This window comes from Aeromonas sp. S2(2024) (assembly GCF_041402505.1).
Taxonomy (GTDB): Bacteria; Pseudomonadota; Gammaproteobacteria; order Enterobacterales; family Aeromonadaceae; genus Aeromonas; species Aeromonas media.
Map to the genome: position 1 here is coordinate 395,446 of NZ_JBGLRL010000001.1, position 26,502 is coordinate 421,947.

General features: G+C 62.1%; 27 protein-coding genes and 1 riboswitch. Of the genes, 21 read left to right on the forward strand and 6 right to left on the reverse strand.

The genetic code is table 11. The features are described from left to right. Window positions 1-38 precede the first annotated feature (38 nt). Window positions 39-2,495, reverse strand: a complete 2,457-nt coding sequence (gene fadE / locus ACB039_RS01850; protein ID WP_182785780.1) for an acyl-CoA dehydrogenase FadE — start codon at window positions 2,493-2,495, stop codon at window positions 39-41. A gap of 259 nt (window positions 2,496-2,754) precedes the next feature. Between fadE and lpcA the strand changes: the two genes are divergently transcribed. The 3 genes from lpcA (at window position 2,755) to ACB039_RS01865 (ending at window position 4,880) form a co-directional block, all read left to right on the forward strand. Then, window positions 2,755-3,333, forward strand: coding sequence for a D-sedoheptulose 7-phosphate isomerase (lpcA, locus tag ACB039_RS01855; RefSeq protein ID WP_005325554.1), 579 nt, complete (start codon window positions 2,755-2,757; stop codon window positions 3,331-3,333). A 117-nt stretch (window positions 3,334-3,450) separates the two neighbouring features. Then, window positions 3,451-4,248 carry a class II glutamine amidotransferase gene (locus ACB039_RS01860; protein ID WP_005325551.1) on the forward strand — a complete coding sequence of 266 codons (798 nt, stop codon included), beginning with the start codon at window positions 3,451-3,453 and terminating at the stop codon, window positions 4,246-4,248. 296 nt (window positions 4,249-4,544) lie between these two features. Beyond that, window positions 4,545-4,880, forward strand: coding sequence for an Hpt domain-containing protein (locus tag ACB039_RS01865; protein ID WP_005325550.1), 336 nt, complete (start codon window positions 4,545-4,547; stop codon window positions 4,878-4,880). 14 nt (window positions 4,881-4,894) lie between these two features. Here ACB039_RS01865 and yvcK read toward each other — a convergent pair whose 3' ends face one another. Then, complete coding sequence (gene yvcK, locus ACB039_RS01870; protein ID WP_171274122.1) at window positions 4,895-5,818, reverse strand: uridine diphosphate-N-acetylglucosamine-binding protein YvcK; 924 nt, start codon at window positions 5,816-5,818, stop codon at window positions 4,895-4,897. A gap of 111 nt (window positions 5,819-5,929) precedes the next feature. On the opposite strand from yvcK, the gene ACB039_RS01875 reads away from it, so the two are divergent. Together ACB039_RS01875 and ACB039_RS01880 are read left to right on the forward strand one after the other, a co-directional pair. Beyond that, window positions 5,930-7,114: an FIST signal transduction protein gene (locus tag ACB039_RS01875; RefSeq protein WP_171274121.1), complete on the forward strand. Its 1,185-nt coding sequence runs from the start codon at window positions 5,930-5,932 to the stop codon at window positions 7,112-7,114. An 18-nt stretch (window positions 7,115-7,132) separates the two neighbouring features. Continuing rightward, window positions 7,133-9,214, forward strand: a complete 2,082-nt coding sequence (locus tag ACB039_RS01880) for an ATP-binding protein (protein WP_317841156.1) — start codon at window positions 7,133-7,135, stop codon at window positions 9,212-9,214. A 268-nt stretch (window positions 9,215-9,482) separates the two neighbouring features. Here ACB039_RS01880 and ACB039_RS01885 read toward each other — a convergent pair whose 3' ends face one another. The 4 genes from ACB039_RS01885 to narQ form a co-directional block, all read right to left on the reverse strand. Next, the gene (locus ACB039_RS01885; RefSeq protein ID WP_171269541.1) at window positions 9,483-10,058 is read right to left on the reverse strand and encodes an LON peptidase substrate-binding domain-containing protein; all 576 of its coding nucleotides are present in this window, start codon (window positions 10,056-10,058) and stop codon (window positions 9,483-9,485) included. 313 nt (window positions 10,059-10,371) lie between these two features. Continuing rightward, complete coding sequence (locus ACB039_RS01890) at window positions 10,372-10,797, reverse strand: globin domain-containing protein (protein ID WP_171274119.1); 426 nt, start codon at window positions 10,795-10,797, stop codon at window positions 10,372-10,374. A gap of 169 nt (window positions 10,798-10,966) precedes the next feature. Beyond that, complete coding sequence (narL, locus tag ACB039_RS01895) at window positions 10,967-11,605, reverse strand: two-component system response regulator NarL (RefSeq protein WP_005325544.1); 639 nt, start codon at window positions 11,603-11,605, stop codon at window positions 10,967-10,969. Continuing rightward, complete coding sequence (gene narQ, locus ACB039_RS01900) at window positions 11,605-13,317, reverse strand: nitrate/nitrite two-component system sensor histidine kinase NarQ (RefSeq protein WP_043132876.1); 1,713 nt, start codon at window positions 13,315-13,317, stop codon at window positions 11,605-11,607. The genes narL and narQ overlap by 1 nt, the downstream gene beginning before the upstream one ends. A gap of 79 nt (window positions 13,318-13,396) precedes the next feature. Then, a riboswitch (molybdenum cofactor riboswitch) is annotated at window positions 13,397-13,536 on the forward strand. Here narQ and moaA point away from each other — a divergent pair. The 16 genes from moaA (at window position 13,524) to ACB039_RS01980 (ending at window position 26,498) form a co-directional block, all read left to right on the forward strand. Continuing rightward, window positions 13,524-14,519, forward strand: a complete 996-nt coding sequence (gene moaA / locus ACB039_RS01905) for a GTP 3',8-cyclase MoaA (protein ID WP_005325528.1) — start codon at window positions 13,524-13,526, stop codon at window positions 14,517-14,519. Its footprint overlaps the riboswitch before it by 13 nt. A gap of 250 nt (window positions 14,520-14,769) precedes the next feature. After that, complete coding sequence (gene napF, locus ACB039_RS01910) at window positions 14,770-15,279, forward strand: ferredoxin-type protein NapF (RefSeq protein WP_182785775.1); 510 nt, start codon at window positions 14,770-14,772, stop codon at window positions 15,277-15,279. An 8-nt stretch (window positions 15,280-15,287) separates the two neighbouring features. Further along, window positions 15,288-15,578 carry a chaperone NapD gene (locus ACB039_RS01915; protein ID WP_371165011.1) on the forward strand — a complete coding sequence of 97 codons (291 nt, stop codon included), beginning with the start codon at window positions 15,288-15,290 and terminating at the stop codon, window positions 15,576-15,578. A 126-nt stretch (window positions 15,579-15,704) separates the two neighbouring features. Beyond that, window positions 15,705-18,194, forward strand: coding sequence for a nitrate reductase catalytic subunit NapA (napA, locus tag ACB039_RS01920; protein WP_171269545.1), 2,490 nt, complete (start codon window positions 15,705-15,707; stop codon window positions 18,192-18,194). A 13-nt stretch (window positions 18,195-18,207) separates the two neighbouring features. Continuing rightward, on the forward strand, window positions 18,208-18,942 hold the full coding sequence (gene napG / locus ACB039_RS01925) for a ferredoxin-type protein NapG (RefSeq protein ID WP_371165012.1): 735 nt from the start codon (window positions 18,208-18,210) through the stop codon (window positions 18,940-18,942). Beyond that, window positions 18,939-19,814, forward strand: a complete 876-nt coding sequence (gene napH / locus ACB039_RS01930) for a quinol dehydrogenase ferredoxin subunit NapH (protein ID WP_371165013.1) — start codon at window positions 18,939-18,941, stop codon at window positions 19,812-19,814. Before napG ends, napH begins: the two co-directional genes overlap by 4 nt. Beyond that, entirely contained in the window at window positions 19,814-20,269 is a 456-nt protein-coding gene (locus ACB039_RS01935) for a nitrate reductase cytochrome c-type subunit (RefSeq protein ID WP_041206124.1), read from the forward strand. Before napH ends, ACB039_RS01935 begins: the two co-directional genes overlap by 1 nt. An 11-nt stretch (window positions 20,270-20,280) precedes the next feature. After that, entirely contained in the window at window positions 20,281-20,871 is a 591-nt protein-coding gene (locus ACB039_RS01940; protein ID WP_043132887.1) for a cytochrome c3 family protein, read from the forward strand. A gap of 206 nt (window positions 20,872-21,077) precedes the next feature. Continuing rightward, window positions 21,078-21,620, forward strand: a complete 543-nt coding sequence (gene moaB / locus ACB039_RS01945) for a molybdenum cofactor biosynthesis protein B (RefSeq protein WP_005325511.1) — start codon at window positions 21,078-21,080, stop codon at window positions 21,618-21,620. Window positions 21,621-21,701: 81 nt separating this feature from the next. Further along, a complete protein-coding gene (gene moaC / locus ACB039_RS01950) occupies window positions 21,702-22,196 on the forward strand; it encodes a cyclic pyranopterin monophosphate synthase MoaC (protein ID WP_371165014.1) in 495 nt (164 codons plus the stop codon). Continuing rightward, the gene (gene moaD / locus ACB039_RS01955) at window positions 22,193-22,438 is read left to right on the forward strand and encodes a molybdopterin synthase sulfur carrier subunit (RefSeq protein ID WP_317841153.1); all 246 of its coding nucleotides are present in this window, start codon (window positions 22,193-22,195) and stop codon (window positions 22,436-22,438) included. Before moaC ends, moaD begins: the two co-directional genes overlap by 4 nt. A 100-nt stretch (window positions 22,439-22,538) precedes the next feature. Continuing rightward, window positions 22,539-23,018, forward strand: coding sequence for a molybdopterin synthase catalytic subunit MoaE (moaE, locus tag ACB039_RS01960; RefSeq protein WP_371165015.1), 480 nt, complete (start codon window positions 22,539-22,541; stop codon window positions 23,016-23,018). A 60-nt stretch (window positions 23,019-23,078) separates the two neighbouring features. Further along, window positions 23,079-23,807, forward strand: a complete 729-nt coding sequence (gene modA, locus ACB039_RS01965; RefSeq protein WP_371165016.1) for a molybdate ABC transporter substrate-binding protein — start codon at window positions 23,079-23,081, stop codon at window positions 23,805-23,807. Between the two features lie 108 nt (window positions 23,808-23,915). Continuing rightward, window positions 23,916-24,596: a molybdate ABC transporter permease subunit gene (modB, locus tag ACB039_RS01970; RefSeq protein WP_182785772.1), complete on the forward strand. Its 681-nt coding sequence runs from the start codon at window positions 23,916-23,918 to the stop codon at window positions 24,594-24,596. Continuing rightward, window positions 24,593-25,648, forward strand: coding sequence for a molybdenum ABC transporter ATP-binding protein (modC, locus tag ACB039_RS01975; RefSeq protein WP_182785771.1), 1,056 nt, complete (start codon window positions 24,593-24,595; stop codon window positions 25,646-25,648). Before modB ends, modC begins: the two co-directional genes overlap by 4 nt. A 70-nt stretch (window positions 25,649-25,718) precedes the next feature. After that, on the forward strand, window positions 25,719-26,498 hold the full coding sequence (locus ACB039_RS01980) for an alpha/beta fold hydrolase (RefSeq protein WP_371165017.1): 780 nt from the start codon (window positions 25,719-25,721) through the stop codon (window positions 26,496-26,498). Window positions 26,499-26,502 lie beyond the last annotated feature (4 nt).

A 26,502-nucleotide genomic window follows, 5' to 3' on the forward strand; every position in this document is an offset into this window, starting at 1 on the left:
AACGCCTCCGGGAGGGAGGCGTTTTGGCATTCATGGCATCAGGCTGCCCTGTGATAGGCCGACGCTTCAAACAGCGCCTTGTTGGCCACCAGGTCGATGGGGTCGAAGTCATCGACGTTGATGGTGCGCAGGCGGCTCTCTTCGGCACGGTGCAGCAGGTCGGCCTCGGTCTGGTTGATGACGCCAAGGGCCAGGCCGGCGTCTGCCACCTTGTCGAGCTGAGTGAAGGGACGCTTGCGGCCCTCTGCCTTGCACACCTTGTCAAACAGCGGCTCGGCGGTCAGCACGTCATCGAGGGCCTGTTCCAGCAACCCGAAGGGGTTGCCCTCCTCGCGGGTGAGGTACTGCCCTTCGGCCAGACGGTCGCGGGTGGCGCTCGGGGTCTGCAGCAGACGGGCAACCTGGCTGTCCAGCTTGTCGGAGGGACGCTTCATGTCGCGACCCAGCGGCAATACGATGACGCGCAGGGCCAGGCCAATCCAGCGGTTCGGGAAGTTGCGCAGCAACTCGTCGATGGCTTCCTGTGCTTTGAACAGGGCGTCTTGCAGTGCCCAGTGCAGCAGCGGCAGGTCGGCCTGCTGGTGCCCCTCGTCCTGATAACGCTTGAGGGCGCTGGAGGCGAGATAGAGCTGGCTCAGCACGTCGCCGAGGCGGGCGGAGACCCGCTCCTTGCGCTTGAGCTCGCCACCCAGGGTGCCCATCGCCATGTCGGACAGGAAGGCCAGGTTGGCGCTGAGGCGCGAGAGCTGCTGATAGTAGCCTTTGGTCTGATCCCTGTAGGGGGCTGAGGCGAAGCGGGCGCCGGTGATGCCCAGCCAGAAGCTGCGCACCAGGTTGCTGATGGCAAAGCCGACGTGGCTGAACACCGCCTTGTCGAAATCCTTCAGCGCCTGCTCCTTGTCGGGATGGCTGGCGGCCAGCATCTCCGGCAGCACATAAGGGTGGCAGCGGATGGCGCCCTGACCGTAGATGATCATGCTGCGGGTCAGGATGTTGGCCCCTTCAACCGTGACCGCAATGGGCGCACCCTGATAACCGCGGGCCAGATAGTTGTTTGGGCCCATGCAGATGGCCTTGCCGCCGTGGATGTCCATGGCATCTATGATGCACTTCTGGGCACGATCGGTGAGGTGGTACTTGACGATGGCGGAGATGACGGACGGCTTCTCGCCCAGATCGATGCCGGTCACCGTCAGCTTGGCGGCAGCGCCCATGATGTAGGCGTTGCCACCGAGACGTGCCAGCGGCTCTTCGATGCCTTCCATCTTGCCGATGGGCAGCTTGAACTGGCGGCGGATGCGGCTGTAGGCACCGCTCGCCAGGGCCAGCATCTTGACGCCGCCGGTGCTGTTGGAGGGCAGGGTGATGCCGCGACCGACCGACAGGCACTCCACCAGCATGCGCCAGCCCTGGCCGGCCATGGCCGGGCCGCCGATGATGAAGTCGAGCGGCACGAACACATCCTTGCCCTGGGTCGGTCCGTTCTGGAACGGTACGTTGAGGGGGAAGTGACGGCGGCCTATCTCTACGCCCTTGATGTCGGTGGGGATCAGGGCACAGGTGATGCCAAGCTCCTCTTCCTCACCCAGCAGGTGATCCGGGTCGCGCAGCTTGAAGGCCAGCCCCAGCACAGTCGCGATAGGGGCCAAGGTGATGTAACGCTTGTTCCAGGTCAGGCGCATGCCGAGCACCTCTTCCCCTTCCCATTCGCCCTTGCAGACGACGCCGAAGTCGGGAATGGAGCCCGCATCCGAGCCCGCTTCCGGGCTGGTCAGGGCGAAGCAGGGGATCTCCTTGCCGACGGCCAGGCGCGGCAGGTAGTGGTCTTTCTGCTCGTCAGTGCCGTAGTGCTGCAGCAGCTCGCCCGGCCCCAGGGAATTGGGCACGCCGACGGTGGAGGCGAGCACGGCGCTGGCGCCGCACAGCTTTTGCAGCACGCAGGACTGGGCGTAGGCGGAGAACTCCAGGCCGCCGTACTTCTTCTTGATGATCATGGCGAAGAACTTGTGGTCCTTCAGGTACTGCCACACCTCGGGAGAAAGATCGGCCCGCTCGTGGGTCACTTCCCAGTCGTTGACCATGCGGCACACTTCTTCAACCGGGCCATCCATGAAGGCTTGCTCTTCGGCGGAGAGGGTGCTCACCGGAATGGCGTGCAGTTTCTTCCAGTTCGGATTGCCGGCAAACAGATCCGCTTCCCACCAGGTGGTGCCCGCCTCGATGGCTTCCTTCTCGGTGCGAGACATCTCCGGCATGATGGACTTGTAGATCTTGAACAGGGGTTTGGTCAGCTGGTTGCGACGAAACTCCACCAGGTTGAGCGGGATGGCGATCACCGCGAACAGCACCCACACCAGCAGGGGCACATGGCCATAGAGGGCGCCGGCGACCAGGGCGGCGGCCGTGGCAAGCGTGGCGGTGAACAGTGACGCCCGGCGGTAAGCCATGGCGCCGATCACCAGGATCACCCCGAACAGAGTGAGGGTCGTCGTCATTTTTCGCTCCTTGCATGAGTTGCCGAAGTTGGGGAAAACGTGGGTTAACTGATCCAGAGGTCTGACCTGTTGGATGTGGTCCCTGTTGTAATTCATACGCACAAAATTATCAAGGTGTTTACAAGCTTGTTACCTTGACACCGTGATCGCCCTAACGTACTGCAGGCCGCATCTTGGCGGGCAGGGGGGCGACGACTGGATTGGCTTGTGCGACAATGCAGAACCCTATGTTGGACGATACAAAGAGACATCAGACGCCATGTACCAAGAACTTATCCGCAATGAACTGACCGAAGCTGCCGGCGTGCTCCAGGCCTTTCTGGCCGATGAGCAAAATCTGAAGAACATAGAGGCGGCCGCCAAACTGCTGGCTGACTCTTTCAAGGAAGAGGGCAAGGTGCTCTCCTGCGGTAACGGCGGTTCCCACTGCGACGCCATGCACTTTGCCGAAGAGCTGACCGGCCGCTATCGCGAGAACCGCCCTGGCTATGCCGGCATCGCCATTTCCGATCCCAGCCACCTCTCCTGCGTCTCCAACGACTTTGGCTATGACTATGTCTTCTCCCGCTACGTGGAAGCGGTCGGCCGTCGTGGCGACGTGCTGCTCGGCATCTCCACCAGCGGCAATTCCGGCAATATCCTCAAAGCCATCGAGGCTGCCCGCGCCAAAGGCATGAAGGTCATCGCCCTGACCGGCAAGGACGGTGGCAAGATGGCAGGCCTGGCCGATGTTGAGATCCGGGTGCCGCACTTCGGCTATGCCGACCGCATCCAGGAAGTGCACATCAAGGTCATTCACATCCTGATCCAGCTGGTCGAAAAAGAGATGGCCAAGTAATCAGAGAGGGCGGGTGGGGCAGCCGGGGGGCCAATGACCGATCCTGGCGCCTCGTATCCAGCTTGAGTTCGCTGATTGACGCAAAGATGATCAATTAATTCAGGGAGTGGACTGGACATGTGCGAACTGCTCGGCATGAGCGCCAATGTGCCGACCGACATCTGCTTCAGCTTTACCGGGCTGATGCTGCGGGGCGGCAAGACGGGCCCCCACAAGGATGGCTGGGGAATCACCTTCTACGAGGGGCGAGGCTTTCGCACCTTCAAGGATCCCGAACCCAGTGCCCAGTCACCCATCGCCAAGCTGGTGCAGGCGTTGCCCATCAAGAGCCGCGCCGTGGTCAGCCATATCCGGCAGGCCAACCGGGGATGCGTGTCGCTGGAAAACACCCATCCCTTCACCCGCGAGCTGTGGGGACGCTACTGGACCTTTGCCCACAACGGCCAGCTGACCGGCTACAAGAGGCTGCCGACCGGGCGCCACCGTCCTGTGGGGGACACTGACAGCGAGCACGCGTTCTGCTGGCTGCTCGACAGGTTGGAGCAGAAATACCCCAAGCGTCCGGCGAACTTCCCCGCCATGTTCCGCTATCTCGCGACCCTGTGCGACGAGCTGCGTGGACTCGGGGTATTCAACATGTTGCTGTCGGATGGGGAGTTCGTGATGACCTATTGCAGCAACAACCTCTACTGGCTGACCCGCAGGGCGCCCTTTGGCGAGGCCCGTCTGCTGGATGAAGACGTGGCCATCGACTTCCAGAGCGAGACCACTCCGAATGACGTGGTGACGCTGATAGCCACCCGCCCGCTCACCGGCAACGAGAGCTGGGTAAAGATGGTGCCCGGGGAATTCTGCCTGTTCAGGCTGGGTGAGCTGGAATACGGCAATGCAGCCAAGCTGCTGACCCGTAAATAAAAAATACCAGGGTAGAATCCTACCCTGGTTCTTCGCAGCAGCCATACAGGCAAAAAGGGATGAGAGAGGTGTTGCTGAGCCGCATCATTCTCATGGCTTTCATTGTTACGTTATTGTTAATTTTACGGCAACATTTATCTCTTTCCTGCCTGTGGCTGGGTGTTGATAACTTGAACTGGCTCACACTCTGATGGCGGCAAGGCACTTCGCTCGAGTCTCACCGGAGAGTGGATGACAGCCGGTGTGCGGGTCGGCTATATTGTGGTCTGTTTGAATACCATCATAGGGAACAGAAGATGGAGTGGCTGGATCAGAAAGTGCTGCGGCAACTGGCAGATGACATAGGTCACGACATGATGCCGGTCGTCATCTCGGTGTTCGTCGAGGAGGTGGGCGGGCAACTTGCCCAGCTCAGGCCGCTCTTTGATCAGCGGGACTGGACCGCCCTGGCCCGCCTTGCCCACAGCATGAAGTCCTCTTGTGGCAGTTACGGTGCCGAGCCCAGCTATCGTCAGGTCATGGCGCTGGAGCTCGCCTGTCGCCGGGAAGATGCGGAGGAGGCCGGTCGCCTGCTCGAACAGCTCGAACACTCCCTGCCGCAGGTATTCTCCCATTTGGCCCAGTATCACTAGGCCGCATTGGCGGCTTAGCCCGCCTTGTCACGCTCTGCGTACCAGCTCAGGATCACTGCATCCAGCGCCTGTCGAAGCTTGAGGCGATCGTGGCGATGGGGCAGGGCCGCCTCACCCAGACTGGCCTGAACCAGGCAATGCTGCAGCTCGGGAGCCCCAAGGCCTTCGGGGGCCAGGATGGCATCGATCCGACCCTGGCCGATCCGCTCTTCCAGCCAGCGATGCTGGTGGGACAGTGTCAGCTTGCCAGCTGGCCCGTTTTCGGCCACCAGATTGCTGATGAAGACGACGATGGCACCGCTGCCGCGGATCGCCTCGGCTACCTCGTTTAGCAACAGGGGCGGCATGATGGAGGTGAGGAAGCTGCCGGGCCCCAGAATGATCATGTCGGCCTGGTGCAGGGCATCGATCGCCTCACGGGTGGCAGGTACAACCGGGTTCAGGCTCAGGGCCCGTGGCGGTGTGGTGAGCTGATCGATGGAAACCTCCCCCAGGATCTGATCGCCACAGACGGTGTGGGCACACAGATCGGTGGGATGTTCGGACATGGGCAGCAGGCTGGGCTCGATGTTCAGCATGTCGCTGATGAGCCGGATGGCATCCAGGGGACGGACGCAGAGATTGTCGAGTGCCAGCAGCATCAGGTTGCCGAGGTTGTGACCCGCCAGCTCGCCGCGCCCCGTGAAGCGATATTCGAACAGTCGGCTGCCGATGCTGGGTTCGGTCACCAGCTGATTCAGGCAGTTGCGCAGATCGCCCCAGGCGATGCACTCCTGGCTCTTGCGCAGGCGTCCGGTGGAGCCGCCATTATCGGTCGTGGTGACAATGCCCGTCAGCCGAGTGCCTAAAAACGAGAGAGAAGAGAGCACCCGACCCATGCCGTGTCCACCGCCGATGGCGACGACCCGCTCAAAGTCATTGATATTTTTCTGCCACATGCCGTCATCCTGTGTGGGCCAGTGAGTATCATGCTAGTCCGCATGACCAGGTAATTATTTGATAAAGGTATGATTTTTGCTTGATGCCAGAGCATCGCATACCACTAGGAGATGGTGTTGAACTTCCTGACGGCTCACTCCCTTGCCGAGACGACCCCGCTGGCCGCCCAACAGATAGTTGAACGGCTGCTCGCTCAATCACCCCATTCCCCGTCGCTGTTGCTGGTTTATTTTACCCAAGCTCACGATGCCGCGGTACTGCGCCGTGTACTCAAGTCCCGCTTTCCCGATGTCCGGCTCATCGGGTGCAGCTCCTGTGGCGGTATCCTGACCCAGACTGGCCATCATGGCCTGCTGGGCTGGAGTCTCGCGGTGGCGGCCCTCTATGACGACAAGGGGGCCTACGGCGTAGCCGGCCAGGCAGGGGATAAGCTGGATGTGCGCCAGTTGCTGCGCCGCGCAATTGCAGATGGTGGGCGTCCCGGCGAGTTGCCGCAACTCATCTTGCTGCACACCAGCCCGGGGCAGGAAGAGGCTGTGCTGGCGGGCATAGATGCCGAGTTCGGGGCGACGGTTCCCGTCGTCGGCGGGTCGGCGGCTGACGACGGGGTCACCGGCGAGTGGCAACTGTGCTGGGATGAGGGGGAAGGGACGCAGGGCTGCGTGGTGGCGGTGCTCTATCCCGATTGCCAGTTGGCCTTCCAGTTCCACTCCGGTTATGTGCCCACCGAGCGCCATGGCGTCATTACCGCGCTGGAGGGGCGCGAGGTACTGACCATAGACAATGAACCGGCGGCCCGGGTCTACGCCCGCTGGACAGAACGCCAGGTCCCCTGGCCGGTGGGCCCCATTTTGCGGGAGACGACCCTCTCCCCGCTGGCCCGGCAGGTCGGGACGCTCGATGAGATGCCTTACTACAAGCTCTCCCACCCCGATGCTGTCACGGCGCGGGAAGGGTTGCGTCTGTTTACCGAAACCCGGCTGGGGGAGCGCCTGCAACTGATGTACAGCAGCCAGGAAGGCTTGCTTCAGCGCAGCCTGAATGCGGTGCGCATCGAACCCGAATACGGGATGGCGGGGAACCTGCAACCCATCGGTGCCCTGGTGGTGTTCTGCGCGGGCTGCCGTCTGGCGCTGGGGGACTCACTCAGCGATGTCGTCGGTCACTTCAGTCAACGGCTGGGGGAGATCCCCTTTATCACGCCATTTACCTTCGGCGAGCAGGGGCGATTGCCCCACGGTGAGCTGGCCCATGGCAACCTCATGGTGTCGAGCGTAATCTTCCTCGAGAGCTGACACGGTGCTGGAAACAAGATGATAGGCAATAGTGAACTCGAAACCCTGGGTGACAAGCTGCAAACCACGCTGGTGGAGCTGATGCGTTGCCGGGAGCGGGAGGCCAGATACCGTCAGGAGTCGCAGGCCCTGCTGTGCGGGGTGGCGACACTGGCACAGGCTCAGAGCCTGGAGCAGGTACTGGACAGCCTCATCCTGGCGCTCAAGCCCTTTATCGGCTTCGAACAGGCTGACGTGGTCGCCTGGGAAAGCTCGCGCGGCACCACGCATCTGAGCACCCAACTCGGGGAGGTCGGCCGCATCTGGCCGCTGACGCCGCTCTTCTCCCGCGCCATCGCCGGGGAAACCCTGGTCATCTATGATCCGGCCCAGTTGCCCGAGCTGGCTGCTCTGGCGGGGGCGGCGGGTTGGGCCAGCGTCATGATGACGGGGCTGCAGGCGCCGGGCTTTTCCGGGGTGCTCATCTGCCGGCACAGTACCGCGGGCACCTTCGATCTTCAGAGCAAGGCGGCGATGCAGCGTTGTCGCCCGCTCATCTCCCAGGCGCTGGTCAACATTGCCTATCGGGCGCGCCTGCAGGAGCAGGTCGACCTCAAGACCCTGGCGCTTCAAGCAAGCGAGCAGCGCTTTCGCAGCTTTGCCGCCATGGCGTCCGACTGGTTCTGGGAGACGGATCCCGAGCACAGGCTGAGCTATGTCTCTGCCCCCGGTTATCAGGGGGAGGCGCTGGTCCGCCAGGCGGGGCGCAGCCTCTATGACTTTGCCCACGACAAGCAGGATCCCGCCTGGTGCAAGTATCAGCACCAGATCGCTCACCATCTGCCGGTGCGGGCGATGCGCGCCCAGGTGACGCTGGCCAGCGGACCCTGCTGGATGGAGATCAATGCCGAGCCTTGTCATGATGCCAGCGGCACCTTCATCGGCTATCGTGGCACGGCGCGGGAGATTGGCAGCCAGATCCGCCGCGAGCAGGAGCTGGCGCGGGCGCGGGATGAGGCCGAGAGTGCCAACCGTGCCAAGTCCCAGTTCCTGGCCATGATGACCCACGAGATCCGCTCCCCCATGAATGCGGTGCTGGGGATGCTGGATCTGCTGCAGCACGGTCGGCTCGAGACCCCCCAACAGACCCTGCTCGGTCACGCCACCCACTCTGCCCATCTGCTGCAGACCATCATCGACGATGTACTCGACTTCTCGAAGATTGAATCCCATACCCTGGCCCTGCACTGCGAGCCTTTTCAACCCGCCGAGCTGTGCCGGGCGCTGGTGGAGCCGCTGCAGGCGCAGGCCCGAGCCAAGGGCATAGCGCTGCATTGGCAGCTGGATGAGCAAGTGCCGTCTCACCTGCAGGGGGACGCGGTCCGCCTGTCCCAGGTGATTGGCAATCTGCTCGGCAATGCGGTGAAATTTACCGCCGCCGGCAGCGTGCGGCTCGCGCTGGAATGGCAGGATGAGCGGCTGAGGGTGTCGGTCAGCGACACCGGGATTGGCATATCCCCGGAGGATCAGGCGCTGCTGTTCGAACCGTTCTATCAGGTCGACAGCTCGGCCAGCCGTCGTTTCTCCGGCTCCGGGCTTGGGCTGGCCATCTGCCGGCGGCTGGTGCAACTCATGGGGGGGGACATCCGCCTGCAGAGCACCCCGGGGCAGGGCAGCTGCTTCTGGTTCGAGTTGCCCGGAATGGCCTCACCCTGCATCGAGGCAGTCAGCCCCGCCACCCAGGGGCTCTCCATGCTGGATCTGGATGTGCTGGTGGTGGAGGACAGCCCGGTCAATCAGCTGGTGGTGTCGCTCATGCTGCAAAAGCTGGTGTGTCGGGTGAGGCTTGCAAGCAATGGCCTGGAGGCGCTGGCACAGGTCGGTGAGCGGCGACCGGACCTCATCCTGATGGATATGCGAATGCCGCAGATGGACGGGCTGGAAGCAACCCGCCGCTTGCGATCCATGGGGTGCGAGGTTCCCATAGTGGCGCTGACGGCCAATGCCATGACGGAGGACAGGGCGCGTTGTCTGGCCCAGGGGATGAACGATTTTCTGGCCAAACCCATCAGCCTGGCCCGGCTGCGCAGTTGTTTGCTGCGCCATTGCCGGCTTCCATAGCCAGATTTTGGGTAAAAAAAATGGTCAACCTGGTGGTTGACCAATTCTTCAGCAAATACTGAAGAGAGCACGGGATAAATCGGGTTGTACGGTCTTGTATGAAAAAGTCGTGCCAACTTTTCATGACCTGTTATTTGCGGCTGGTAGCGGAGTTATCTGTTGTTATCGCCACCGGTGATTGCAAATTGCGAATTCCATCTTTTCATTGTAAGAATTTCTGGTCAGGATATTCGCGTTTTGCAAATCACGTATTGACTCACTCTCTGACTCACTGTGCGATCAGTCGGCGCAGGAACTGGCGCGCCGCTTCACTGTTCTGTTTGGCAATCAACATCTGTTTCTCATAGATCGGCATGGGCAGGATCTCGAGCCAGCGCTGACAGAGCCAGGCCGCGTCGTCGAACTGCTTGTCCGGGTAGAGCTCATCCAGTTCTGGATATTGTTCAAATACTTCCTGCAATCTGCTGACCAGCTGCTTGTCGCTGAAGTCCGAGTGCGCGCTCGGCCAGTTGGGCAGGGTTTCCACCTGAGCGTGGCGCAATCCGGATTCATCCGTTTCCATTTCGTGGATGCAGAAACGTTCCAGACCGAGCACGGTGACCCCGAGCAGACCATCGTTGAGCGTATAGAAATCTGTCACCTTGACGCGAGTGCCGACTGGCAGGATACGCCCGCATGTGCCCGTGCTGGTGCTCTCTTCCATCACGATGCCAAAGCCCCGATCATCGATGAAGGACTCCTTGAGCATCTGCAGGTGGCGAGGCTCAAACAGACGCAAGGGGAGTTTCCCGCCCGGCAGTATGTGTGAGGGCAAGGGGAACAGTGCCAAGTGTTGAAGTTTCATGTTCCATCCTCCGATAAGTTGCATCTGAATATGACAATGCAGTGACTGTGCCAGAGCACGAGTAAAATGGAGGCTCGGTAGAGAAATGATGAAGAAAATTTAAATATTCATTAATAATCAATATATTAGAATATGCTCTAAGGACAGGGATGGGACTCGTCAGAGAGGGATTCAGGCGAGTTTATAGGGGCTCGTACATGCCCCATCTGCAGAATGGGGCATCGTTCGCATATTGCAAATGACTCTCCTGCAAAATGCGCATCTGCCATCCATCTTCAGCGGCAGGATCTGTCAGACGAGATGGCAGAAACGGCTAGACGACGGATGGGGTGTGCTGACCGAGCCCTTCCAGCATCAGGGCGGCGATCTCGTCGTACATCTGTGACCAGGCCTCAGACAGCGTCGGTGTGAAGTGCTCTCCCAGCCGTCTTGCCAGCACCAGGGTCAATGCCTGTTTCAACAGGCCGAACTGGTGTGACTGCACGTTGAACTGTCGATGCCGTCTGCCGAGATCCCGGATGATGAAACCCAGGGCATCCAGCTGCTCCAGGCTGGTGATCACCGTGTTCAGGGTCTCAGACACCTTGGTGACCGGCATTCCCGCAGGATCGGGAAAGAGGTTGATCAAGTCAGGTGACAGCCGGAACAGCTCTGTATACACCTCCTGAACATAGGTGTTGTTCAATGCGGTGACCCTGCCCCATGCCCTTTGTACCAGTTCGATCTGTTCCGGTGTCATGCCGTGCACCCTCCATGCGTCGTCTCCCAAACATAATAATGCATTTTCTCAATAAGTTGCGAGAGTGGAGCCGATGACATTCTGTTAGGCTGGGGCAGTGCTGTATCCAGCAAAAAGCCCCGAAATGACGGGGCCTTGGCTGGCATGAGTGGGAGGACAACATGGGAGTCTAGTTGCGCTGCTCCAGGTACATGACGGCGGCTTCCACCCGGCTCTGGGCCTCGAGCTTCTTCAGCAGGCTCTTGACGTGCACCTTGACGGTGCCTTCCGAGATGTGGAGCACGGAGGCGACCTGCTTGTTGGAAAGACCCTTGGCAATCTCGCGCATGATCTGCATCTCTCGGCGGGTCAGGCTTTCCAGCTTCTGTTGCAGATGGTCCAGCTCATAGATGTTTTCCAGATAGGGACGCAGGGGCTCGCTCAGGATCTGTTTGCCGGTCATGACATCGGCCAGCTGACCGAGCAGCATGTCAGGCTCGGTGTCCTTGAGCAGGTAACCATCGGCGCCTGCCTTGAGCAGGGCAACCACGTCCTGACGGGCGTCGGAGACGGTCAGGATCACGACCCGGGAGGTGACCTCTTCGGCGCGCAGGGCCTTGAGGGTATCGAGGCCGGACAAGCCCTTCATGTTGAGATCGAGCAGGATAAGGTCCGGTTCGGACTCCTTGGCCATGGCCACGGCGTCAGTGCCGTTAGAAGCCTCACCTATCACTTCGATGTTATCTTCCAGCTCCAGCAGTTGCACAATGCCTTTGCGCATCAGGGGATGGTCATCTACGACCAGAACACTATATTTCATCTCGTCCATCAGGCGTCTCTTGTTAGGCTGGTGGGAAAAGTTAGGTGTACACGGGTGCCCCCGGAAGACGGTTCACTGATGGTCAACTGACCGTGCAACTTGCTGGCACGCTCGTTCATGATGCTGAGACCGTAGTGATTCACCGCCGAGCTTGCGCCCCCTATTCCGACACCATCATCTGCAATCTGAACTTGGATGTTACCATCAGCCAGGGTCTCACAGCTAACGTCAATGCGCTGGGCACAGGCATGTTTGATGGCATTGAGCACTGCCTCACGGATCAGTTGCAGGATGTGTATGTGCTGCCCCGCCTCGAGATCCGTATCAGTCAGTCCGTATTGGAGCCGGATCTCGGCCCGTGTCTGGGGCTTGAGCTGCTCCAGCATGACGCCGATGGCTTCGCCGAGATTGGCGTCGCCGATGCTGAGGCGGAAGGTACCGAGCAGCTCGCGCAACTGGGTATAGGCATTGCTGAGCCCTTCGTCTATCTGCTCCATGGCGGCTTTGGCCTTGCCATTATCCCCCTTGGCGACGGAGCGCTTGAGCAGGGTGGACTGGATCTTGAGGTAGGAGAGCGCCTGGGCCAGCGAGTCGTGCAGCTCGCGGGCGATGACGGCACGCTCCTCCATCAGCAGCAGGCGCTGGTGTTGCAGCAAGGTCTGATCCTTGTGCAGCACCTGGGCCAGCAGCATGGAGAAGTTCTTCATCAGCCGCTCGTCGATGGGGTGAGCGCTTATCATGTCGAGCCGGCCGTACTCCTCATCATCCATCTGCAGATAGAAGCTCACCACGGCATCCAGGTCTCCGGGCCAGCCCTTGCGCCCGGTGATGTAGACCGGCATGGCATTGTGCTCGAAGCGGGTCAGCCTGATGTAGTCGATGTGCTGATGAGCGGCGGCCCGCTCCAGCAATTTCTGCAGGGTACGGCGGCTCAGCGGCGCCGCATGCAGCTTCTGGGCGGTGGAATAGAGGAAGGAGAGGGTGTCGTTCGCCTGCTGTAGCTTGGCGGTTTTCTCTTCCACCTTGCTCTCCAGCTCCCGATAGAGCTTGCCGAGCTCGTCCGCCATGGTGGCGAAGGCGCCGGACAGTTCCCCCAACTCGTTTTCGCAGTGGGGGGGCAGGGTCAGGTCGAACTCCTGGCGCTGGATCTGGCGTGCGCAATGGACCAGCTGATTGAGGGGGGCAACCACCTGCTGGCGGGTGAAACGCACCGTGAACCAGGCGATGGTGATGATGGAGAGCAAGCCCAGCCCCTCCGCCAGCGCCAGCATGCGCACCTTGAACTCCACGTGATACTGCATCTGGTTGACGAAGTCATCGATGGCGGCGACGAACTGCTCGGTGTTGTCGGTGTAGCGGCTGGGGGTGGCGTTCTCGATGTGCTCGCGCATCATCTGCCATTGCAGCAGCACCTCGCCATAGGTACGGCGCAAGGAGGCGGGGGTGATCCAGCGCTGGGTCTCCTGCAACTCGGAGGCGTGCAGTGTCTGTTCGAACTGGTCGAGCCGGCCGAGGACGGCCTGATCCTTCTCGATTTCGTAGGCCATGCGATAGGCCTGCATCCGCAATGATCCCGACAGGTTGATCGCCTTGGCGTCGGGCACCGAATAGAAGAGGGTGACCATGGCCACCACGGCGATCAGGCTGGCCATGAACAGGATCAGCACCATGGAGCGGCCGATGGCGCTGCTGACCGAGTGTACTTTGAACCACTTTCCCATGCCGATTGGCTTCCTTCAGATCAGACAAAGACCCCACAAAGTAGCATGGGAGTGTACTCCAACTTGTGCTAGCATCGAAAAACTAGATGAACTCCGAGCGTTTTTGCCTAAGTCATTGAGATAGGGGGAAAACGCCGTCAGCCGTCGTTCGAGCTGAAAGGGTCAGGAAAGAAATGCCCTGGCCTCCCGTATTTGGAAAGGTGTTTATGTTGCCACTTGAAGATGGTTTTTCCCGTCGTTTTTACTATTTGCGCCTGTCTATTACCGATGTGTGCAATTTCCGTTGTACCTACTGTTTGCCGGACGGTTATCGCCCCCCGGATGGGAACAAGGAGGGGCGCAAGTCGTTTCTCTCCCTGGAGGAGATCCGCCGCATCGTCTCTGGCTTCGCCGCCATGGGCACCCGCAAGGTGCGCCTGACCGGTGGGGAACCCTCACTGCGCCGTGACTTTACCGCCATCATAGAGACCGTGGCCAATACCCCCGGCATCGAGAAGGTGGCCATGACTACCAACGGCTATCGTTTGAAGGAGCGCGCCCAGGAGTGGTTCGATGCCGGACTCAATGCCCTCAATGTCAGTGTCGACAGCCTGGATCCACGCCAGTTTCACCAGATCACCGGTGAGAACAAGCTGGCGGAGGTGATGGAGGGAATAGAGGCGGCACTGGCCGCCGGCTTCAAGTCGGTGAAGATCAATGCGGTGCTGCTCAAGGGGCTCAACGATCAGCAGCTGGATCAGTTTCTGGCCTGGATCAGGCACAAGCCCATCGAGCTGCGCTTCATCGAGTTGATGCAGACCGGGGAGATGGACAACCTGTTTCGCGACCACCACACCAGTGGCGAGCTCATCAAGGAGCAACTGCTTGGCAATGGCTGGATCCAGCAATTGCGCGCGGTGGACGACGGCCCGGCCCAGGTGTTCATGCATCCCGAGTCACAGGGGGGCGTCGGGCTCATCATGCCCTACAGCAAGGACTTCTGCGCCGGTTGCAATCGGCTGCGGGTTTCCTCCGTGGGCAAGTTGCACCTCTGTCTGTTCGGTGACAACGGGGTGGAGCTGCGGGATCTGCTCAGCGACGACAGTCAGCAGGAAGCTCTGCAACTGCGGATCCGCCAGGCGCTTACCGGCAAGGCCGCCACCCACCGTCTGCACGAGGGCAATGCCGGCATGACCCCCCATCTCGCCTCCATCGGCGGCTGAGTGCTCACCGTCAGAGCAAAATAGCCATCGATTAATAAGCAATCCTCATATAGGGGTAATTTATCTTGCCCCTTTCCTGCCTTGTTGCGCCAAGGGTTTGATCCAGCGCAATAATCCCCCCTGTTTATCTCCCTGGTGGTATATCACTGGACTTGTGAGAGTCGCAATATACACCCACGCTTATAATTGGTATTGAAAATGCCAGTCACTGGTTCCGTGCTCGAATTCTGTCCTGTGAAGAGGAATTGATATGCCTGATGGGGTCAATCTGTCACGCCGCAGTCTGTTTCGAGGACGACTGAGTGCGCCCAGACCCGAGGTGCAGCTGCCCTGGTCTGTCTCCTGGGCCGACTTCGTGGCCGATTGCACCCGGTGTGGCGACTGCCTGACGGCCTGCCCGGAACAGATCCTGATCAAGGGGGACGGCGGCTTCCCGACGGTGGATTTCCAGCGTGGCGAGTGCACCTTCTGTGGTGAATGCGTCAGCGCCTGCCAGGTGCCTGTGTTCAGGCCGACGACCCAGACGCCCTGGGACTATGTGGCTCACATCGAAGCCGGTTGCCTGGCCAGTGCCCAGGTCTTCTGCCAGCGCTGTCAGGACAGCTGCGAGCAGCAGGCCATCCGTTTTTCTCCTCAGCTGGGGCGAGTACCCACCCCCAGCATCCATACCGAGTCGTGCAATGGCTGTGGTGCCTGCGTGGCGGATTGTCCGGTCGGCAGTATCAGGGTGGGCGCCCCCCATCAGGGATCGTCCACATGAAGCAAGGGATGAGCAAGTTGGAAAACAACCATATGACCCGAGAAGAGTTCCACGTATCCAGCCTGGTGGTACTGACCCAGCCCCCCTTGCGCCACCAGCTCGCAGAGCAGATTGCGGCCCTGGATGGGGCCGAGATCCATGCCGTCAGCGACGAAGGCAAGCTGGTGGTGACCCTGGAAGGGCCCAGCCAGCGCCCCATCATGGCGGCCATCGATGCGATCAATGCCATGCCGGGCGTGCTCTCCGCCGCCCTGATTTACCACCAGTTTGATGAAGTCGAAGCCGAGGGCAGGGAATAGCGCCATGAGGCTGGGGCCGCGCGGTTTGCGATGCCCGATGAAAGCAATAAAGCGCCATGACGCTGAGCCAGCGCGGCTCGTGACAATGGCTGTCATTGATGTGATTAAGCAATGCGAGGATATGTCATGAAGCTGAGTCGACGCGACTTTATGAAGGCCAATGCGGTGGCGGCAGCCGCTGCCGTGGCCGGAGTCAGTGCCCCCACCCTGGCGGCGAACCTTATTACCAGCACCGACAAGACTGCCATCACCTGGGACAAGGCGCCCTGCCGCTTTTGCGGCACCGGCTGCTCCGTGCTGGTGGGCTCCCAGGCCGGGCGTGTCGTGGCGACCCAGGGCGATCCCGATGCGCCGGTCAACCGTGGCCTCAACTGCATCAAGGGCTACTTCCTGTCCAAGATCATGTACGGCGAGGATCGCCTGACCCAGCCCATGCTGCGCATGACCAATGGCAAGTTCGACAAGAATGGCGACTTCGCCCCCATCAGCTGGGATCAGGCGTTCGACATCATGGCCGAGAAGTTCAAGGCCACCCTCAAGGAGAAGGGACCGACCGCGGTCGGCATGTTCGGCTCCGGCCAGTGGACCGTCTGGGAAGGTTATGCCGCCGCCAAGCTGATGAAGGCGGGCCTGCGCACCAACAACCTGGATCCCAACGCCCGTCACTGCATGGCCTCCGCCGTGGTCGGTTTCATGCGTACCTTCGGCATGGATGAGCCCATGGGCTGCTATGACGACATCGAGCAGGCCGACGCCTTCGTGCTCTGGGGCTCCAACATGGCCGAGATGCACCCCATCCTCTGGTCGCGGATGTCCGATCGCCGCCTCTCCAACCCGGATGTGCAGGTGCACGTGCTCTCCACCTTCGAGCACCGCAGCTTCGAGTTGGCGGACAACGGCATGGTGTTCACGCCCCAGACCGACTTGGCGATCCTCAACTACATCGCCAACTACATCATCCAGAACGACAAGGTGAACTGGGACTTCGTCAACAAGCACACCCAGTTCCGCAAGGGCGTCACCGACATCGGCTATGGCCTGCGTCCGACTCACCCGACGCAGCAGAAGGCCAAGAACCCCGACAGCGGCGACTCGACCCCCATGAGCTTCGACGACTTCGCGAAGTTCGTGGCGGATTATGACGTCGAGTCGGTAGCCAAGCTCTCCGGCGTCTCCAAAGACAAGCTGGAAAAGCTGGCCCAGATCTATGCCGATCCGGACAAGAAGGTGGTCTCCTACTGGACCATGGGCTTCAACCAGCACACCCGTGGCGTCTGGGCAAACAACCTCTGCTACAACATCCATCTGCTGACCGGCAAGATCTCCACTCCGGGCTCGGGTCCCTTCTCCCTGACCGGCCAGCCGTCTGCGTGCGGCACGGCGCGGGAAGTGGGCACCTTCGCCCACCGTCTGCCGGCCGACATGGTGGTGACCGATCCCAAGCACCGCGCCATCGCCGAGAAGATCTGGAAGCTGCCGGAAGGCACCATTCCCGAGCAGGTGGGTTATCACGCCGTGCTGCAAAACCGCATGCTCAAAGACGGCAAGCTCAACGCCTACTGGGTGATGTGCAACAACAACATGCAGGCCGGCCCCAACATGAACGAGGAGGGATTGCCCGGTTATCGCAACCCGGCCAACTTCATCGTGGTCTCCGACCCTTACCCGACAGTGACCGCGCAAGCGGCTGACCTCATCCTGCCCACCGCCATGTGGGTGGAAAAAGAGGGTGCCTATGGCAACGCCGAGCGCCGCACCCAGTTCTGGCACCAGCAGGTGAAGGCGCCAGAAGGGGCCAAGTCCGATCTGTGGCAGCTGATGGAGTTTTCCAAGCGCTTCACCGTGGAAGAGGTGTGGCCGGCTGAGCTGATTGCCAAGATGCCGGAAGTGAAGGGCAAGACCCTGTTCGAGGTGCTCTACGCCAACGGGCAGGTCAACCAGTTCCCGAAAGAGCAGAGCAAGGGGGCGCTGAACGACGAGGCGGAACACTTCGGCTTCTACGTGCAGAAGGGGTTGTTCGAGGAGTACGCCTCCTTCGGTCGCGGCCACGGCCACGATCTGGCACCGTTTGATCAGTATCACGAGGCCCGTGGCCTGCGCTGGCCCGTGGTGGACGGCAAGGAAACCCTGTGGCGCTATCGCGAAGGGTTTGACCCTTATGTGAAGGCGGGGGAGGGGGTGAAATTCTACGGCAAGCCCGATGGCCGTGCGGTGATCTTCGCGCTGCCCTATGAGCCGGCCGCCGAGGCACCGGATAAAGAGTACGACATGTGGCTCTCCACCGGTCGCGTGCTGGAGCACTGGCACACCGGCACCATGACTCGCCGGGTCCCCGAGCTCTATCGCGCCTTCCCGGATGCGGTGCTCTTCATGCACCCGGAAGATGCAAAGGCCCGCGGCGTGCGCCGTGGCGAAGAGGTGATCGTCTCCTCCCGCCGTGGCGAGGTGAAGACCCGGGTCGAGACCCGCGGCCGCAACCGTCCGCCCAAAGGCCTGGTGTTCATGCCCTTCTTCGATGCGAGCCAGTTGGTCAACAAGCTGACCCTGGACGCCACGGATCCGCTCTCCAAAGAGACGGATTACAAGAAGTGCGCCGTCAAGGTCATGAAGGCGTAAGGCGGGCCGGGGGATGAGTCGCAGCCGTCGCCAGTTCCTGGCCGACCTTGCCAAGGGGGCCTGCTCCGTGGGCCTCCTGGGTGTGGGTCTGGGCTCGGTGGCGCGCCAGCAGGCGCAGGCGGTGCCCGCCCAGGCTCTGCGGCCGCCGGCGGCACTGGGGGAGGCAGACTTCCTTGGTGCCTGCGTGCGCTGCGGGCTCTGCGTCGAAGCCTGCCCCTACGACACCCTCAAGCTCGCCCGGCTGCTGGATCCCGTGACCACGGGCACCCCCTATTTCGAGGCGCGCAGCGTTCCTTGCGAGATGTGTGACGACATCCCCTGTGTGGTGGCCTGTCCGAGCGGGGCGCTGGATCAGACCATGACCGACATCGATCAGGCGCGGATGGGGGTGGCGGTGCTCATCGATCACGAGACCTGCCTCAACTACCTGGGGCTGCGCTGCGACGTCTGCTACCGAGTCTGCCCGCTCATCGACAAGGCAATCACCCTGGATCTGCAGCACAACCAGCGGACCGGCAAGCACGCCATGTTCCTGCCCACGGTGCACAGCGATGTCTGCACCGGCTGCGGCAAGTGCGAGCACGCCTGCGTGCTGGAGACGGCGGCCATCAAGGTGGTGCCCCGTCAGCTCGCCAAGGGTGAGCTGGGTCATCACTACCGGCTTGGCTGGGAAGAGAAGGCCAAGGCGGGCAAGTCCCTCATCGGTGAGCGACTCACCCTGCCCACCCGCAAACCGGAGGGGCTATGAGTCGTTATCCGGGGGCCGAGGCCAGCGCCAGGCTGGGCTGGTGGCGTGCCCATCGCTTCCTGCTGCTGCGCCGTCTGAGCCAGTTCGGCGTGCTGGGGCTCTTCCTGCTGGGGCCGCTGGCGGGCATCTGGATCCTCAAGGGCAACCTCTCCAGCTCGCTGTTGCTGGAGACGGTACCGCTCTCGGATCCCCTGACCCTGCTGCAGTCGGTGGCGGCGGGCCATTGGCCCATCACCACACTGTGGCTCGGGGCAGGCTTGGTGCTGCTGGGGTACTGGCTGGTCGGGGGGCGGGTGTTCTGCTCCTGGGTCTGCCCGGTCAACCTGGTCACGGATGCAGCCGCCTGGGCCAGGGCCCGACTTGGGCTCAAGGGCAACGGCCAGTTCAACCGCAACACCCGCTACTGGCTGCTGGCCATGGTGCTGGTGGCGCCCGCCATTACGGGCGTGCTGGTGTGGGAGCTGGTCAATCCGGTGTCGCTTACCATGCGCGGCCTGCTGTTTGGCATGGGGGCGGGCTGGGGTCTGCTGGTGGCCCTGTTCCTGTTCGATCTGTTCGTGGTGGAGCGGGGCTGGTGTGGTCATCTCTGCCCGGTGGGGGCCTTCTATGCCCTGGTCAATCGGGTCGGATTTATCAAGATTTCTGCCAAGGGGCGTGAGCGATGCAGCAACTGCATGGATTGTTATGCGGTCTGCCCGGAGCGTCCCATCCTGCGCGGCCCGGTTCACGGGGCCAGGCGCGGTCACGGGCCCTTGATTGTGGCTCAGGAGTGTACCAACTGCGGCCGTTGCATCGATGTCTGCGCGGAGCAAGTTTTCGAAATCACTACAGGTTTTGCCGTCAAGGCAGAGAAAACGTCGGAGAACAAATAATGAAAAAGCTGATTGGAGCAATGCTGGCCTGCCTGATGGCGGGCTCCTTGATGGCAGCCACCCCCGAGATCACCAACAGCACGGGGGGGATAAAATCGGAGCGGGGGAGTACGGATCTGGTCACGGATGCAGATGCGGCTCCCATGAAGAACTATCGCAAGGATGGTGACCTCTACGATCGCCAGTACATGCATCAGCCCCCGCTGATCCCCCACGACACCCGCAACTATGAAGTGGACAACAAGGTCAACAAGTGCCTGGCCTGTCACAGCTTCAAGAACGCCAGCAAGATGAAGGCGCCCAAGATAAGCCCCACTCATTTCGAAACCCGTGACGGCATGACCCTTGGCGAAGTGTCCCCCCGCCGCTACTTCTGCCTGCAGTGCCACGTGCCGCAGGCGGATGCGAAGCCGCTGGTGGAAAATACGTTTAAACCAGTTGAAGCGCTGAACTGAGGAACCCATAGATGAAATTACCCGGCTTTATCCAGCGTCTGTGGACCACCTTCAAGTCCCCCTCGAAGGCGGCCCTCTGGGTGCTGCTGCTGATGGGCTTCTTCGGCGGCGTCATCTTCTGGGGCGGTTTCAACACCGCCATGGAAGCTTCGAACACCGAGAAATTCTGTACCGGTTGCCACGAGATGAAGGACAACGTCTTCGTGGAATACCGCGACACCATCCACTATGCGAATCGCTCCGGGGTGCGCGCCAGCTGCCCGGATTGCCACGTGCCCCACGAATGGACCTACAAGATCATTCGCAAGGTGCAGGCATCCAAGGAACTGTGGGGCATGCTGACCGGCAAGGTGGATACCCGCGAGAAGTTCGAGTCGCACCGGCGCGAGATGGCCGAGCGGGAGTGGAAGCGCATGAAGGACACGGATTCGAGGGAGTGTCGCAACTGCCACAACTTCGAGTACATGGACTTCTCCCTGCAAGGCAAGCGGGGCGCCCAGATGCACTCCACCAGTCTGGCCAGTGGCGAGAGCACCTGTATCGACTGTCACAAGGGTATCGCTCACCAGTTGCCTGACATGAAGGGCGTGGAAGGGTTCTAAGGACACCAGGCCATCGGCGTGGCTTGCACCGCGCCGATGGCCTTTGATTTTTATAGACCTTTTAACCCCTCAGCCCGACATCTTTTGATAGAATCCCTCCCCGGCAACGCGGCGCCCGTGTCGGCGTGCATTCACCGACCGACATGGCCGGGCGACGCGTATCCCTCTTCTTCCTCTCGTGGTCAATGATTGACAGGACTTGTCCCATGGCAGCCAAAAACATGGCACCCAAACACAACGAATTCATCCCTCTCAAGATCGCCGTACTGACGGTCTCCGACAGCCGTACCGCCGCCGACGACAGCTCGGGGGATTATCTGGTCTCTGCCCTGACCGAAGCCGGTCACCAGCTCACGGACAGAGCGCTCTGCCCGGACAACCTGTTCCGGATCCGGGCTCAGGTGAGCGACTGGATCGTCGATGACGGGGTGCAGGTGGTGCTGATCAACGGTGGCACCGGCTTCAATGAACAGAACCGGGTACCGGAGGCGGTGGGGGTGCTGTTCGAGCGCACCGTGCAGGGCTTTGGCGAGATGTTCCGCCAGCTCTCCTTTGCCGAGATAAAAGGGTCGGCCATGCAGAGCCGCGCGTTGGCAGGCCTGGCCAACCGTACCCTCATCTGCTGCCTGCCGGGCTCCACCGGCGCCTGCCAGCTCGGCTGGGAGCAGCTCATTCGGGATCAGCTGGACGCCCGCACCAGGCCGTGCAACTTCGTGGCCCATCTGAGCACCAGCGCCATACCGGCGTGAGTGACAGGGCATGGATGAACCCGGGCGACAGCGTACCGGCTGCCGGGTTCTTGTGGAACTATTCGTGACCAAGGGGCATAGATGAACCTGACCCATCTCAATCAGAGCGGCGAAGCGCACATGGTGGACGTGACCGACAAACAGGTCACCGAGCGGGAGGCTCGTGCCGAAGCCTTCGTGACCGTGGCCCCCGCGACCCTGGCCCTGATCCTCGGTGGTCAGCATCACAAGGGGGACGTGTTCGCCACCGCCCGCATCGCCGGCATCATGGCGGCCAAGAAGACCGCCGATCTCATTCCCCTCTGCCACCCCCTGGCACTGACCCGGGTGGAGGTAGAGATTGACGCCCAGCCCGAGCACAATAGGGTTCATATCCGCACCCTCTGCAAGCTGTCCGGCAAGACAGGGGTCGAGATGGAGGCGCTCACCGCGGCGTCCGTGGCGGCGCTGACCATCTACGACATGTGCAAGGCGGTGCAAAAGGACATGGTGATCGAGCAAGTCAGGCTGGTGGAGAAGAAGGGCGGTAAGTCTGGCCATTTCCAACTGGGTGCGAGTGCAGGAGAACAAGCATGATCAAGGTACTGTTTTTTGCGCAAGTGAGGGAGCTGGTGGGCTGTGACGAACTGAGCCTGCCCAGCGACTATCCCACGGCCGAAGCGCTTCGTGCGGCCTTGTGCGTGCGCGGCGACAAGTGGGCCCTGGCGCTCGAGTCCGGCAAGCTGCTGATGGCGGTCAACCAGACCCTGGTGCCGCTCGAGACGGCGCTCAATGATGGCGATGAAGTCGCCTTCTTCCCCCCGGTGACCGGAGGTTGAGAATGAGCGAGATAACGACCGTGGATCGCACAACGGCGCTGTGGGACTGGCATGAGGCCGCCTTCTTCCCTCTCCTTCCAGTAACGACCGGAGGCTGAGGATGAGCGAGATAACGACCGTGGATCGCATCCTGGTGCAGCGGGCCGACTTCTCCCTCGGGGAGGAGTATGAGCGGCTCGCCGCCCGCCACGAGAGCGGCGCCATCGTCACCTTCGTCGGCAAGGTGCGCGACTTCAATCAGGGGGATGCGGTGAAGGGGCTCTCCCTCGAGCACTATCCCGGCATGACGGAGAAGGCGCTTACCGATATCGTCGCCCAGGCCCGCGCCCGCTGGCCGCTGCAGGAGTGCACCCTCATTCACCGTATCGGCGAGTTGTTGCTCGGGGATCAAATCGTGCTGGTGGCGGTGAGCAGTGCCCACCGCGAGGCGGCGTTTGATGCCTGCCACTTCATCATGGATTTCTTGAAGACCCGGGCACCGTTCTGGAAAAAAGAGCTGACCGCCGAGGGCGTTCAGCGCTGGGTTGAGGCCAAGCAGAGCGACGACGCCGCCGCCGCCCGCTGGCACCAAGGGGAGTGAGCCTGCGGGCTCCCGCCATCACAGGCTCGGGATGTGACTGAGCCTCACAGGAGACAGGGAATGAAGAAACAGTTGTCCGTGGTGTTGCTTGGCCTCGTCGCCGGCGCCTTGCACAGCGGGGCCGCCCAGGCCGATGAGGTCAAGGTGGCCGTGGCCGCCAACTTCAAGGGCACCCTGGAGCGCATCGGCAAGGCGTTCACCGCCAAGACCGGCCACAGCGTCGTCATCAGCTCGGCGGCCACCGGGGTGCTCTACACCCAGATCACCCACGGCGCCCCCTTCGATCTCTTCCTCTCGGCCGACGTGGTCACCCCTCAAAAACTGGAGGCGGAGGGCAAGGGGAGCGGCCGTTTCACCTATGCCATCGGCCAGCTCGGTCTGTGGAAGAAGGGCGGTCCGGCTCCCGACGAGGCGACCTTGCGCAACTGGAAGGGCAACCTCGCCATCGCCAACCCGAAAACCGCCCCCTATGGCACCGCCGCCATGGCAACCCTGGCCCATCTCAAGATAGATCCCAAGCAATACAGGGTGCTGACCGGTACCAACATCAGCCAGACCTGGCAGTTCGTGGACACCGGCAACGCCGAGCTGGGCTTCGTCGCCTGGGCCAACCTGGTGGAAGCGGGCAAGACCGGCGAAGCCTGGGCGGTGCCTGCCAACTTCTACCCCCCCATCGAGCAGCAGGGGCTGATCCTGAAGAAAGGGGCTGCGGTCGATGCCCTGGTCGCCTGGCTCAAGGGCCCGGGCCAGGAACAGATCAAGGCTGCGGGCTATGCCCTGCCCCAATGAGGGCATGGGCCTGACGCGCCCCCCTGAGTGGCCGACCCTGAGGTCGGCCACGCTTTGCAATGAGAGGGTGCAGCATGTGGTTGTCGGCATCCACCCGGGAGGCGGGCTATGAGTGAAGGGGATCTGCTGGCGGTCTGGCTTACCCTGAAGCTGGCGGCCAGCACCACCGCCATCCTGCTGCTGCTGTCGCCGCCGCTCGCCTGGTGGCTGTCGCGCAGCCAGCACCGGCTGCGGCCGCTGGTGGAAGCCCTGGTGGCGCTGCCCCTGGTGCTGCCGCCGACCGTGCTCGGCTTCTATCTGCTGCTCGCCTTCTCGCCGGAGTATGGCCTCGGCGCCTGGTGGCGGGAGACCTTCGGGACCCCGCTCGCCTTCAGCTTCCTCGGCCTGCTGTTTGCCTCCATCCTCTATTCGCTCCCCTTCGTGGTGCAGCCGCTTACCTCCGCCTTCGTCAACATGGGCAACAAGGAGATCGAAGCCGCCGCCACCCTGGGGCTGGGGCCCCTCGAGCGCTTCTTTCAGATCATCTTGCCGATGACGCTGCCGAGCTTCGTGATGGCGGCGGCCCTCGGCTTTGCCCACACCCTGGGGGAGTTTGGCGTAGTGCTGATGATAGGGGGCAACATCCCCGGCGAGACCCAGGTGCTCTCCATCGCCCTGTTTGATCACGTGGAAGCCATGGATTATCGGCATGCCCATTACCTGGCGGGCGGCCTGATGGGCTTCTCCCTGGTGATGCTGGTGCTGGTCTATGGCGTCTTGCAGCGCCGGCAGCGGAGGTTATTCAGATGAGCCTGCACCTCAAGGCCTGGCGCCGGTTTGGCGGCTTCGAACTCGACTGCGATCTGACACTCCCCCTTGGTGGCATTCTCGGCCTCTTTGGCCCTTCCGGCTGTGGCAAGAGTACCCTGCTGCGCATCATCGCCGGGCTGGATCGTGCCCCCTCGGACGTCCTGCACTGGCAGGGGCGGGATCTGGCGGCCCTGCTGCCGGAGGCGCGCCGCATCGGGCTGGTGTTCCAGGATTCCCGCCTCTTTCCCCACATGACGGTATTGGGCAATTTGCAGCTGGCGGCGGGCAAGGGGCGAGGGCGCTGGCAGCCCGAGGCGCTGGCGATGCGGCTCGGCTTTGCCGATCTGCTGGGGCAGCCCGCCCACGGGCTTTCCGGTGGCCAGCGTCAGCGGGTGGCCCTGGGGCGGGCCCTGCTGGCAGAGCCGGATCTGCTGCTGCTCGATGAGCCCTTCTCGGCGCTGGACAGCCGCAGCCGCATCCATCAGGCCCACGTGCTCAAGGGGTTGCAGCGTGAAAGCGGCATCCCCATGATCTTCGTGAGCCACGCCATGGAGGAGGTTAGCCTGCTGTGTGATCAGCTGGTGTTGCAGGAGGGGGGCCGGGTGGAGGCGCAGGGCAGGCCGAGCGAGATCTTCGCCCGCACCGACCTCTCCTTGGCCAGTCGCGACGATGTTGGGGTCATGTTGACGGCGACCCTGGCCCACTACGATGACGCTGAGCAGATGGCGACCCTGCAACTCGGGGATCAGACCTTGATGGTCACCATGGAGCATGCCCCCGACGAGACAGGGGAGCTGCAGATCAAGGTGGCGGGGCGGGATCTGGTGATCGCCACCGCCCCCATAGCGCACTCCAGCCTCTCCAACTGCCTCGAGACCCGACTGCTCGAGGTGAGGGAGGTGAGGCCGGGGCAAACCCTGTTGCAGTTGGCGCTGGGGCAGCAGATACTGCTGGCCCGGATCACCAGCCGCTCCGCGCAGCGGCTGGCGCTGGTGCCGGGGCAGCGCCTCTACGCCTACATCAAGGCGGTGAGCCTGGTGGGAGAGGGCTGAGGGGCGTGTCGCCACAGCATGGGCAGCAAGGTCGTCGGTGGCCGCTATCGAGTCGAGAGGGAGAGCACGGGTGCGTCGCAACCAGGTAATGAAATCCCATGGATTGGCCTTGCGCAGCGCGGGGGAGGGCCCCTTGCTGCTCTTGCTGCACGGCCTTGGCTCCTCCAGCCTCGACTGGCAGGCCCAGATCGAGCACTTCTCCCAGCACTACCGGGTGGTGGCGCTGGATCTGCGCGGCCACGGCCAGAGCATGCAGGAGGGGCCCTTCGATGTGCCCACCCTGGCGGCGGACGTGACCCGCTGGCTAGAGGAGCAGCCGGAACCCGCCTGGGTGGTGGGGCTGTCGCTCGGGGCCATGGTGGCGCTCGAGCTGGCGCTGCGACTGCCTCACAAGGTGCGGGGGCTGGTGCTGGTCAACGGCTTCAGCGAATTTCTGCTGGAGACGCCGAGGGAGCAGGAGCGCCATGCCATGCGCCTCAAGTGGCTGCGCTGGTTTGGCATGCGACCGCTGGCCTGGTGGCTGGGGCGCGAACTCTTCCCCGGCCCCGAGCTCGCCCAGGTGCGCCACACCTTCCGGCTGCGCTTCGTGCGCAGCAACAAGAAAAAGACCTACAAGGCGCTGCTGGAAGCGCTGCCCGGCTGGTCGGTGCGCGCCCGGCTCGGCAGCCTCTGGCAGCCGGTGGCCATCATCTCCACCAGTCACGACTACCTGCCCCTCGCCAAACGGGTGGAGCAGTTCGCCTCCCTGCCCAATGCCAGCATCCACACCCCAGAGGGCCATCACGCCTGGCCCGCAGAAGATCCCGCCGGGTTCAACCATCTGCTGCAACGGATCCTGGCGACTCACTGAGTCT